The organism is Coleofasciculus sp. E2-BRE-01, assembly GCF_040221695.1.
Lineage (GTDB): Bacteria > Cyanobacteriota > Cyanobacteriia > Cyanobacteriales > Coleofasciculaceae > Coleofasciculus.
The window spans coordinates 16,735-27,875 of the sequence record NZ_JAVKEA010000046.1 but is presented as its reverse complement, the minus strand read 5'-3'; the positions used below and the strand labels follow the sequence as shown (position 1 = coordinate 27,875).

Annotated in this window: 10 protein-coding genes; 5 read left to right on the top strand and 5 right to left on the bottom strand. The window is 48.3% G+C overall.

Annotated features, from left to right (window positions below; translation table 11 throughout):
* Positions 1-164: 164 nt before the first annotated feature.
* Positions 165-1,256: a recombinase RecA gene (gene recA / locus RIG66_RS05360; RefSeq protein ID WP_446375914.1), complete on the bottom strand. Its 1,092-nt coding sequence runs from the start codon at positions 1,254-1,256 to the stop codon at positions 165-167.
* 571 nt (positions 1,257-1,827) lie between these two features.
* Between recA and xseA the strand changes: the two genes are divergently transcribed.
* Complete coding sequence (gene xseA / locus RIG66_RS05355) at positions 1,828-3,054, top strand: exodeoxyribonuclease VII large subunit (protein WP_446375912.1); 1,227 nt, start codon at positions 1,828-1,830, stop codon at positions 3,052-3,054.
* Positions 3,055-3,269: 215 nt separating this feature from the next.
* Here the strand turns inward: xseA and RIG66_RS05350 are convergent, their stop codons facing one another.
* From RIG66_RS05350 to murC, 3 genes are all read right to left on the bottom strand, one after another.
* Positions 3,270-3,614, bottom strand: a complete 345-nt coding sequence (locus RIG66_RS05350) for a YbaB/EbfC family nucleoid-associated protein (RefSeq protein WP_006099386.1) — start codon at positions 3,612-3,614, stop codon at positions 3,270-3,272.
* A gap of 83 nt (positions 3,615-3,697) precedes the next feature.
* Entirely contained in the window at positions 3,698-4,672 is a 975-nt protein-coding gene (gene murB / locus RIG66_RS05345) for a UDP-N-acetylmuramate dehydrogenase (RefSeq protein ID WP_446375910.1), read from the bottom strand.
* Positions 4,673-4,762: 90 nt separating this feature from the next.
* On the bottom strand, positions 4,763-6,304 hold the full coding sequence (gene murC / locus RIG66_RS05340; RefSeq protein ID WP_446375908.1) for a UDP-N-acetylmuramate--L-alanine ligase: 1,542 nt from the start codon (positions 6,302-6,304) through the stop codon (positions 4,763-4,765).
* A 563-nt stretch (positions 6,305-6,867) separates the two neighbouring features.
* Between murC and RIG66_RS05335 the strand changes: the two genes are divergently transcribed.
* Both RIG66_RS05335 and RIG66_RS05330 read left to right on the top strand, forming a co-directional pair.
* Positions 6,868-7,884 carry a type I glyceraldehyde-3-phosphate dehydrogenase gene (locus RIG66_RS05335; RefSeq protein ID WP_446346501.1) on the top strand — a complete coding sequence of 339 codons (1,017 nt, stop codon included), beginning with the start codon at positions 6,868-6,870 and terminating at the stop codon, positions 7,882-7,884.
* A gap of 441 nt (positions 7,885-8,325) precedes the next feature.
* The gene (locus tag RIG66_RS05330) at positions 8,326-8,634 is read left to right on the top strand and encodes a hypothetical protein (RefSeq protein WP_446344327.1); all 309 of its coding nucleotides are present in this window, start codon (positions 8,326-8,328) and stop codon (positions 8,632-8,634) included.
* A gap of 80 nt (positions 8,635-8,714) precedes the next feature.
* Here RIG66_RS05330 and RIG66_RS05325 read toward each other — a convergent pair whose 3' ends face one another.
* Positions 8,715-9,401 (bottom strand): hypothetical protein, encoded by a 687-nt coding sequence (locus tag RIG66_RS05325; RefSeq protein WP_446375906.1) that lies wholly within the window; start codon positions 9,399-9,401, stop codon positions 8,715-8,717.
* A 131-nt stretch (positions 9,402-9,532) separates the two neighbouring features.
* Here RIG66_RS05325 and RIG66_RS05320 point away from each other — a divergent pair, with 131 nt between their 5' ends.
* Both RIG66_RS05320 and RIG66_RS05315 read left to right on the top strand, forming a co-directional pair.
* Entirely contained in the window at positions 9,533-10,462 is a 930-nt protein-coding gene (locus tag RIG66_RS05320; protein WP_446375904.1) for a metallophosphoesterase family protein, read from the top strand.
* Between the two features lie 62 nt (positions 10,463-10,524).
* Positions 10,525-11,043, top strand: a complete 519-nt coding sequence (locus tag RIG66_RS05315; protein WP_446375902.1) for a hypothetical protein — start codon at positions 10,525-10,527, stop codon at positions 11,041-11,043.
* Positions 11,044-11,141: the final 98 nt, after the last annotated feature.

Below are 11,141 nucleotides of genomic sequence, written 5' to 3'. Positions count from 1 at the left end.
CCGATAGAGCATGATGCTGGCGTTCACATCAAGGTGTCATGACCCGTCTAACGTAGACTGCGGTGAGTCTTGGTCTGCACGTTCCGACTATGTACAGATATGCCTAGATCTGCATAGTTCTGTATAGGTTTTTCGGAACGGGATTAACTTAAACAAACGCGAATCTAATCTTCCTCAAAATTTTCTTGGTCTTCCTCTTGCTCCTCGTTTTCGTTTTCGTCTGGGTTGATGGAATTCGCTGACACCATAGCTCCCATATCAAGCTGTTCGCGCACTTGTTGTTCAATAGTCGCGGCAATTTCAGGATTCTCTTCAATATACCTGACACTATTGTCACGACCTTGGGCAATATTATCGCCGTTGTAGCTATACCAAGCTCCCTTGCGGTTAATCACTCCTGTTTGTTCAGCTAAGTCAACCAGACATCCTAACCGAGAAATCCCTTGTCCAAAGATAATGTCAAACTCAGCAATTCGGAAGGGTGGCGCAACTTTATTTTTTGCTACCTTGACCTTAGCGCGAATTCCATATTCCCCTTCGCTGGCTTTCTTAAGCGTTTGAATCCGGCGAATGTCTAAGCGGACTGAACAATAGAACTTAAGCGCATTACCGCCTGTTGTGACTTCTGGAGAGCCGTAGGTGATACCAATTTTTTGTCGCAACTGATTGAGGAAAATGACGGTGCAGCCCGATTTGCCAATATTCCCAGCAATTTTGCGTAGCGCCTTACTCATCAGACGCGCCTGTAATCCCACTTGGGTATCGCCCATTTCGCCTTCAATTTCTGCACGAGGCACCAAGGCGGCTACTGAGTCAATCACAACAATATCCACAGCCGCCGATCGCACTAGCTGATCGACGATTTCCAGAGCCGATTCACCACTATCCGGTTGAGAGACTAAAAGGTTGGCAATGTCAACCCCTAACGCCGATGAGTAGGTAGGGTCGAGGGCATGTTCAGCGTCTACAAATGCGGCTACTCCACCGGACTTCTGCACTTCTGCGACGGCGTGCAAGGCGAGGGTTGTCTTTCCAGAACTTTCTGGTCCGTAAATCTCGATAACCCGTCCTCTGGGCAAGCCACCACCCAAGGCTAAATCTAGGGTAATTGCACCACTGGAGATGGTTTCCACCTTCATGCGGGTGGCATCTCCCAAGCGCATAATCGAACCTTTGCCAAAGGTACGCTCAATCTGGTTGAGTACCAAGTTCAGGGCTTTTTCCTTTTCGGGACTGTTGGTGATTTGGGTAGCCATGGATGCCTCAAGAACTGTTATTGAAATGGACTGAGAATTCGTGCAGAAAGTTGGCTCTATTTTAACGCCGACTGCCTGCGAGATTAAGAGTATCTGATTTTTGGGACTAAATCACGGAAATGCTAATTTGTCAATGCTAAGACATCGTTCATCAACGCCATAATCTTGCCGAACTATTACTGTGTTTTGATCCCAAGTCTTGGGCTGGAGAGAAACATTTGACAGCATTTCCCCTCCCCCAATATAGAACACAGGTACTACTATAGCATTGTTGGGTCAATCGACAAGTTCGAGGATTTTAGGGGGTAGGGGTACGGAGGTGCAGGGGGAGCAGGGGGAGCAGGGGGAGCAGGGGAAGCAGGGGGAGCAGGGGGAGCAGGGGGAGCAGGGGGAGCAGGGGGAGCAGGGGGAGCAGGGGGAGCAGGGAGAGATGTGCCATGGCGTCTGTGTGTAGGGGCGGGTTTAGGGACTAATATTGATTGTTATCCCCAACTTGGCTGCAAAACCCGCCCCGACTAAATGACAAATGACGTAGCTTGCGTCTAGCGATAGCGAGTATGACAAAGAACAAATGACCAATACCAATTCATTGCTTCCAGAAGCAACCCTTTCAGTTGCGGGGTTAACCGACTATATTCAGGATCTCTTAGAGCAGGATACCCAACTCCAGAAGGTTTGGGTGATTGGAGAAGTCTCTAGTGCCAACCGCCATCGGAGTGGTATGTTTTTCACCCTGCGAGATTTAGAGGGTAAGGCATCCATTCAATGCGTGGTGTGGAAGTCTGTGCTAAGTAAGCTGGTGCAACTTCCTCAATCCGGAGAACAGTTGATTGCTTTAGGCAGTATCCGGATTTATCCGCAACGGGGACAATATCAGCTTATGGTTTGGCAGGCGTTGCCGGGAGGAGAAGGGTTACAGGCACTGCGCTACAATCAACTGCGCCAACGATTAGCGGCGGAAGGATTATTTGATGCTCAACATAAACGCCCCCTACCGATGCATCCGCAAACCATCGCAGTCGTTACTTCACCGCAAGCCGCCGCTTGGGGAGATATTCGCCGCACCCTGCGACAACGGTATCCGGGGTTATCGGTGTTGTTTTCTCCAGCACAAGTTCAAGGGGATTTAGCACCCGAATCGATTGTGACAGCGATTGAGCGAGTTGAGCGAGACGGGAGGGCTGAGTTAGTGATTTTGTCGCGGGGAGGTGGCGCATCGGAGGATTTGGTGGGCTTTGATGATGAGCGAGTGGTAAGAGCGATCGCGAACTGTTCGATTCCCGTCTTAACGGGGATTGGTCATCAACGGGATGAATCCTTAGCCGATTTAGTGGCTGATTTTTGCGCTCATACACCTACCGCCGCCGCTGAACGAGCCGTGCCAGAGTTGGCAACCCTAATTCGCGAACATCAGCAGCGTCACGAGGCGTTACATGAGGCAGTAACTCAGCATCTAGATACCTCCCGCAACCAATTACACCAACTCAGAAACCGTCTAACCCGCTTACCCCTTAACCGACAGTTACAGCAGGAACACCATGCGATCGCGCAGCAGCGACAGCGATTATTGAATTTCACATCTTGGCGTATAAGTCAAGCCACTCAACATTGCCAATTTCTGGGGCAAAAGTTAGCCACCCTTGACCCGACCAATGTTTTAAAACGAGGATATGCGGTGGTACGGACGGAACAAGGAAAAATTGCTCGGAATGCAGCGAGTCTCGCTCCTGGAGAAGAATTACAGATTCAATTGGCTGAGGGGCAAGTTAACGTTAAAGTCACAGAAATCATTGATTAGGGACTGCTGAATAAGTCTTGTGCTGGAGAGAGGGAATAGGGAATAGGGAATAGGCAATAGTTTCAACTACCTGGAGAGAATAAAGGTTTTTCAACTCTGACGAATGACCAATGACCAATGACCAATGACTAATGACCAATGACAATCAGAGCAGAACTGGGAAGTGCTGTCTCCGATGGATGACATGACTCTCATTCCCAGTTCTCCAGATAAGGTTACATCCCTGGCAGATTTAGCCCACTGGTGAGTTCTTCCATACGTTCTCTCATCGTCGTGGTTGATTTATCATAAGCATCTTTCATGGCGGCTGTCACCGTTTCTGATAGGGTTTCGGCTCCCTGAGCGATCGCGTCTGGGGCAATTTCGACGCGCAGGGGTTCCTGATTCCCACTCATAAACACCTTAACCATACCATCGCTAGAGGAACCTTCAATCTCCATTTGCTCCAATTCTTCTTGAAGCTGTTTTGCTCCTTGTTGTACCTCTTGGGCTTTTTTGAATGCTTCGGCAAGTTCTTTCATCTTGCCTAAACCGAAGCCGAATCCTTGTCCTTTGGTCATAACGTATTGACTGTCTCTCAAGTTGGACGGGTTTATCGTTGCTAAGTCTTAATCTTAGTACCGCTTCGGTCAATGCGACATCTTTAGACAGGCTGAAACCGTCCTAAGATTTTCACTTCTGGCTCTAAGGAGAGCGACCAATGCTGCTCGACTTGCTGCTGCACATAACGAATCAGTTGGAAGATATCGCTGGCTTTAGCACCGCCACAGTTCAAGATAAAGTTAGCATGGCGTTCTGCCACTTGAGCGCCGCCAATTTGATAGCCTTTCAAACCCAATTGCTCGATCAGCCAACCCGCCGCGTGGGGTTCGGGATTGCGGAAAACACTGCCACAACTGGGTAAGTGATAGGGTTGAGCATCACGCCGTTGCTTTAAATGGTGAGTTGTTGTCGCTCGAACCTGTTTGGGATCAGCACCCGGTTGCAACTGAAATGTTGCCTGAGTCACGAAGCGATTCCCTCCTTGCAGGATGGAGGTGCGATAGCGAAAGCCCAACTCTTGAGGCGTGAGCCGTTCCACGACTCCGGTGGGTGAAATGGTTTCCACACTCACCAGCAGATCCGCCGCACAACTTTGATGGGCACCGGCATTCATCACCACAGCGCCCCCCACCGTTCCCGGAATACCTACCGCCCATTCCAACCCTTGCCAACCGTGATTAGCGGCTTGCCATGCTAAACGGGCGATTGGTTCTCCGGCTCCCACGGTGACTTGACCCGTATCCGGGTCAAAGTAGGTAGAACGGAGATGACGAGTGCAGACGACTAAGCCGGACAACCCACAATCGCTAACCAGTAGATTAGAACCCGCCCCTAACAAGGTTATGGGTAATCCCTGCAAATCTGCCCATTCAAAACTGGCGAGTAGATCCTCGACCCGTCGGGGTGCCACGTACCACTCGGCGGGACCTCCCACGCGAAAGGATGTCAAACTCGCTAAAGACACCTGAGAACGGAGGATACAGTCAGTTCCAGGCAAGTAAAGCTTAGGCTTGTCAGAGGTTTTCTGACACAGTGGCGCGTTAGCAACGCCGGGAGAATAGGATGACAAGGTCATATCAATTCAATACAGGTCAAAAGAATGCCGATGGATTTTAGCCAGTGGAAGTGGATACACCCAATCGGGTGCGGCTGGGGTTAACCAACCTTAGACGGTTTGACTCAATTCAGTCGAATTCTCAGGTGTCGCCGTCTGGTAGGACTCTATAACCTGGGGAATAATCTGATTCAAATTTCCCGCACCGAGAAAGATAGCCAGATCTCCGGGTTGCAGGATTTGGGCGAGGAGTTGGGAGACTTCATCTAACGTTGGTTGGTAGTAGACCCGCTCATGGTGATCCGCGATCGCGGCTCGCACTTGTTCACCTGTAATTTGTCCAACACCGGCTTCGCCTGCGCTATAAATGTCTGTGACCACGACGAGATCAGCATCGCCAAATGATTTAGCAAAGTCTGACAAAAATGTCAAGGTTCGACTATAGCGATGGGGCTGAAAAATGGCAACAATACGGCGTGATAATTCAACCTGTAAGCGAGCCGCCGCTAAGGTTGCCTGAATCTCACTGGGATGGTGAGCGTAGTCATCGACAAAGGTAATCCCTTTACACTCACCCCGAACCTCAAAGCGGCGCTTGGCACCTTCAAAGGTGGCTAGGGCGGAGGCGATCGCGTCGAACTCTAGTCCCAGGTGTCGTCCGACTGCCACAACCGCTAAGGCGTTGCTGAGATTATGTTGACCTAACAGACTCAGTTGCAGCGTACCCAACACCTGATCGCCTTCCCAAATTCTCGCCGTGATGCCTTCTGCCTGATAAACAACGCGATCCACGCTGTAGTCAGCTCCGGCTGTGCGTTGCAGGCTATAGCTGATTGTGGGGGTGAAATGCGATCGCAATGTCTGGCAATCAATACAGCCCACGATGGTTTGACAGCGATCGGCAAAAATCTTAAAGGTTTCGATAACCTGGTCGAGATTCTGGTAATGGTCGGGGTGATCGAGTTCAATATTGGTAATCACGCCAATTTCCGGAGCCAGCTTGGCTAACGACCCATCTGATTCATCTGCTTCAGCCACCAGAAAGGGACTTTGACCCAGACGCGCATTTCCTTGCCAAGCATCCACTTCTCCCCCAACCACGATAGTCGGGTCTAGACCCGTTTTCAGCAGCAAGTATCCCATTAAACTGCTGGTTGTGGTTTTGCCGTGAGTTCCAGCAACGGCAATGCTTCGGTAGTCTTGCATCAACGCTGCCAGTAAGTCGGAGCGATGAAAAATTGGGTAGCCGCCTTCTACAGCCGCTTTGTACTCAGAATTGATTGGATTAATCGCACTCGAACATATTACTTGGGGTAAGCAGGAGGCAAGATGGTCTTCCCGAACAGAGTGGTTAACGTTTGAGGGGGCGGCAATTGTTTTTCGAGGGGGTTCCGGTTCAATCGCCGTTGCTGATACGCCCTGATAAATGGGGACATTCGTTTCTCTAAAAAATTCCAAATTGGTTGCCTTCTGGTCTCTAAACAGATGAGCGCCGACAGCCTGCAACCGCTGAGTAATCGGCGTCGAACGAATATCAGACCCAGATACAGGGAGGTTGCGTTTGGCTAGAACGTAAGCCAGCGCTGACATACCAATTCCACCAATTCCGATGAAATGGAATGGCTTGCCACTAAGATCAACAATATTAGGCATCTTAACTCCTTACACACCACACCACACAAGCCTACTGTGCCAATAACACGCGCTATCATATCAAGAATTGATTTTTCAAGATACAGCCAAGGGCGGATTTATCAGATTTTCTTGGCAACAGACCCACTTCGCTATTAATTGTGTTATTGCTCCAGTGGAGTTGACCACCGTGTTTGTACTGAAGTAACTTTTTCTATCTCCAGACGGTTTTTTATACTAAACAGCCTTCATTCTTGGGTTTCCGGAAAATTCAGCAGAACCATAGAACTCCGACACTCGACCTGGGGAAGCCTTTTCCAGAGGTGCTAGGGCGCATCTGGAAGAGAAAGAACTCGCTGCGAGCCATATTGATATCTAACCACACCCTACACCCCTAATCCAAAAACTCTTATTCTCAATTCAGATTCACCCAAACCCTTGGGGGGAAAGACTTAGAGCAAGTTATATGTCCGACGCTTCCCGATCCGTCGCTGAATCGGCATTTAGAATTTGTCCGCCTTTGCGATATGATTGGGTTCATAAAAAGTATATTTACTGAGCTTGAATACAGAGGGCAAGACGCAGTGATTAGAGTAGCGATCAACGGGTTTGGACGCATCGGACGTAATTTCGCCAGATGTTTACTGACTAGAGAAAATAGTCAGTTGGAGTTAGTGGGCATCAATGATACATCTGATCCCAAGACAAATGCTCATTTGCTTAAATATGACTCCATGCTAGGGACGCTCAAAGCCGACATTGGCTATGACGAAAACTCCCTAATCGTCAATGGCAAAACCATTAAGTGTGTATCGGATCGCAACCCCCTGAACTTGCCTTGGGGTGATTGGGGTATTGACCTAGTCATCGAATCGACCGGGGTGTTTGTCACCAGAGATGGTGCATCTAAGCATATAGCCGCCGGCGCCAAGAAAGTGCTGATTACGGCTCCAGGGAAAGGTGGTGACATCGGTACGTTCGTCGTTGGTGTGAACCATCACGACTACGAACACAGCAAGCATGACATTGTTAGCAATGCGAGTTGTACAACAAACTGTCTGGCTCCTGTGGTCAAAGTGATACATGAACACTTTGGCATCATTAAAGGAACCATGACTACGACTCACAGTTACACGGGGGATCAGCGGATTCTGGATGCGAGTCACCGTGATGTCCGTCGAGCCAGAGCCGCTGCGATCAATATCGTGCCAACCTCGACGGGAGCGGCTAAAGCTGTGGCTTTAGTTATTCCAGATATGCAGGGGAAATTGAATGGGATCGCGATGCGCGTACCTACCCCGAATGTATCGGTTGTGGATTTGGTGGCTCAAGTTGAGAAAAGCACCATTGCTGAGCAGTTGAACAAAGTCTTCAAAGAAGAGTCAGAAAACTCGCTTAAGGGCATTTTGGAATACAACGACTTACCGTTGGTGTCCTCAGACTACAAGGGACATGATGCTTCATCTATTGTCGATGCCAGTCTAACGATGGTAATGGGTGGTGATATGGTTAAAGTCATTGCCTGGTATGACAATGAGTGGGGCTATTCTCAGCGAGTTGTCGATTTGGCTGAGCATATAGCGGCGAAGTGGGAAGGTTAAAGCAACAAAACTTTATTGTTTGGATGCAGCAACCTCTCAACAAGTTTATTAGCTGAAAATTCGGAGGAAGATAAAAGTGATGGAATTCCTCTGATTCTGGCTTCAGCGAAGCCTCAATAGAGTCATTACTTGTTTATTGATACTCAGAGTCTGAACTCTGAGTATTTTTTTATCACGATCTGGCAACAATAAGTAGGTGGACCCAATAAAAGCTAACGGTGGAGATCGTCATTCGTCATTTGTCATTCGTCCTTTGTAAGGGAGCATTGTCATGAAAAGCTAACAAAAAAACGGTTTCTCTGCCATTAGAAATAATCTGTACGATTAACTACATTTATGGTTAAAATAAAATAAATAATTAATTAAGCTGCCCGCTTCAGCCAAATCTAAACAGGATTCCAGCTATCCCAAAACTGCATATATATTTGGAGAACACCGTCCATGCCCATTAAAATTCAAGTTGAGAGTAATCACTTCGAGGAAAAATGCCGTTGCAATTTGTGCGGTAACATTTTTTTCCCGCTAGAGGTGGTGGCAAGAGCGTATCGAGAATCTGGCGAATATGTTAGTGATGTTTGCCCGGAGTGCCTTGCCACTGGTACAGAGGGAATCAGTACCCGAATGCGCCAACGAGCAGACTACCTGCGATCGCTCGCGGTTGAGTTAGAACAACTGGCGAGAAGTGAGATTGAATCCCCCAGTCTATCTCAATTCAATATTGCTAACCAGCTTGAGAAAGCCATGCGCTAATCGGCTCTTGCATGCAAAGTAGCATTTATGTGATATGGAGACGTAGCCTGCTACGTCTCTACATAATAGGCGGTGAAATTCTAACGCTGCCAAATGACTATCCCAGAACCGACTACTGGACTTCGCGCCAATAGAGTTCCATCAGAATTAGTGATTTCCAGTTTGCTCAACTCCAAGTCTTGAGAGCGACGCCAAATTTCACTCGCTAATTGCTCTTGATCCTGTTCATCTAATTCATACCAGCCATCACTCACGGTGACAATCAGACGGTTCCCCTGAAAGTTGGCTTGAATGGATTGAATCAATCCATTCGCATACTGATCTGTAATTTCAGCCACTTGATCTTGAATCCCCGCAATCAGGCGTTGTTCTGGGGTAAGTTCTAGGGGAGAGGAATTAGATTTTGAAGTGTCTGTAAGTTCAGGTGCGGCTAATTCGGCAGGTGCAGGGATGGGTTCGGGTTTTACTTCTTTGGCTAACTGTGTGGGTGTCTCTGGCGTTATAGCGACTGCCGTCACCATTATGATCACAATAAACGCCGCGATCGCGCCCGTCAATCCCCAATCTGATAGCTTTTGATTCCAAGCTTCGGGTAACAAAGAGCGGATTGCTGCCAAAATACTATCCCACACCTTCTCAACGGTTTCAAAGCGGGGATAGAGCCAATCCACCAGCTTAGACTGGCGAGTGGGTTCAGCCGTATTCGTTTCTTGAGTGGATTCATCTACCTCTACGGGTTCCTGAGGCTTATGCTGCTCTTTTGACATTTTTATTTCCCTACCCAGCAACGCCAATTGGCATAAAATGCGCTAGATTCTTCTTACAGAACGCTGTTCCTACAGCACAAATTTAACATTTTTGCCCGTCTTGCTTCAGTCTGCATGACTGCTCTAGATCTATGAGTCTCAAACGCCGTCAATTTCTGATTTTGAGTGGTATGAGTTGTTTCGGGGTTATTGCTGTTGGCAGTAATCTCTTTGCCAGTCAAACGACTCAGACGAGTGATACCCATTCCCAGACTCCTAAACCAACACCCTCAACTGACACGCGGAATGAATTGGCTGATACACCTCTGCTACGCTTTGTTTCCATTGCCGATACAGGCACAGGTGCAGCCGGACAATATGCAGTGGCAGAGGCGATGACGGCTTATTATCAACAGAATCCCTACAAGTTGGTGATTCTGGCAGGTGACAATATTTATAACGATGGGGAAATTGAAAAAGTTGAGGCAGTCTTTGAAAAACCCTATCAAGCCTTACTGGAACAGGGGGTAAAATTTCACGCTTGTCTGGGGAACCATGACATCCGTACCGCCAATGGTGATCCCCAAGTCCGATATCCAGGTTTCAATATGCAGGGACGATACTATACGTTTCGCCGGGGATCAGTGCAATTTTGGGCGCTGGATACGAATGCCAATGCGGATTGGCAGCGTCAGTTACCGTGGTTAGAACAGGAACTCAGCCGCAGCGATGCGCCTTGGAAGATTGTTTTTGGGCATCATCAAATTTATTCATCGGGTCACTACGGATTGAATCAAGCGTTTATTGAAACCCTGACTCCCTTGTTTCAAAAATACGGAGTGCAACTCTATATTAATGGTCATGACCACAACTACGAGCGTACTCTCCCGATTAATGGGACAACCTATTTAATTTGTGGTGCGGGTGCTGGAGTTCGCCCAGTTGGGCGTTCGTCATGGACAGTCCATTCCGCCTCAACGCTAAGTTTTGCCGCTTATGAAGTATATAGCGATCGCATCCTAGTTCGTGGTATTGATACAAAGGGTCAAATCTTTGATCAAGGGATGATTCCATCGGGTTAAACATCAGCCCATGGGATGATGTAGTATTGATGCCTATTGGCGTGGGTGAACTATCAATACGAATGAAAAGCAAACTGATTCAGAAAATCATTGCCAGTGGACTTCTATGTGCGGCGTTAACTGCCCCAAGTCAGCAAATTGTGCAAGCGCAAGAACGCTCAACCTTCCTACTGAGGCTGAATTGTGTGGATACGGGGATCGGTAACTGGAGACGGCGAAGTGAAAACGTGGTGGTCAATAAAGCGGTTTACTCATCGCGATTTTATATGGGTTCGGGCGATACGCGGGCATCATTGACCTGTAGACTGCAACCCAATGAAGAGGATGTTAGATTTCAGACGTTGCAATTAGCGTTTGGCATGCGCGATAACGACCAAGGTAGTCCCAGGGTTCTTGTTAATGTGTATATAGATGGGGTAAAGGCTGAATCTCGAACCGTTGCACCCGGAGGAGAAGCCGCTTTCGTATCGCTGGATGTGACCAATACGCAAAATGTTTCCCTGGAAGCTATCTGTACGAGCAGATTTCAATATTGCGATCGCGTTTATTTCTGGGAAGCTTCCCTAGGGATTGCTCCCTAAGCGTCGGCGTCGGCTGGCGTAACCCCAGTTAATAGTTCCTCAAAGGTTACGCATTTAAGTTCTAGACGTGTCAGGGTACGTTTATACAACCCCAAACT

Coding starts and splice junctions, on each gene's coding strand:
- recA (WP_446375914.1), bottom strand. CDS start 1,256: ATGGCTACCCAAATCACCAACAGTCCCGAAAAGGAAAAAGCCCTGAAC.
- xseA (WP_446375912.1), top strand. CDS start 1,828: ATGACCAATACCAATTCATTGCTTCCAGAAGCAACCCTTTCAGTTGCG.
- RIG66_RS05350 (WP_006099386.1), bottom strand. CDS start 3,614: ATGACCAAAGGACAAGGATTCGGCTTCGGTTTAGGCAAGATGAAAGAA.
- murB (WP_446375910.1), bottom strand. CDS start 4,672: ATGACCTTGTCATCCTATTCTCCCGGCGTTGCTAACGCGCCACTGTGT.
- murC (WP_446375908.1), bottom strand. CDS start 6,304: ATGCCTAATATTGTTGATCTTAGTGGCAAGCCATTCCATTTCATCGGA.
- RIG66_RS05330 (WP_446344327.1), top strand. CDS start 8,326: ATGCCCATTAAAATTCAAGTTGAGAGTAATCACTTCGAGGAAAAATGC.
- RIG66_RS05325 (WP_446375906.1), bottom strand. CDS start 9,401: ATGTCAAAAGAGCAGCATAAGCCTCAGGAACCCGTAGAGGTAGATGAA.
- RIG66_RS05320 (WP_446375904.1), top strand. CDS start 9,533: ATGAGTCTCAAACGCCGTCAATTTCTGATTTTGAGTGGTATGAGTTGT.
- RIG66_RS05315 (WP_446375902.1), top strand. CDS start 10,525: ATGAAAAGCAAACTGATTCAGAAAATCATTGCCAGTGGACTTCTATGT.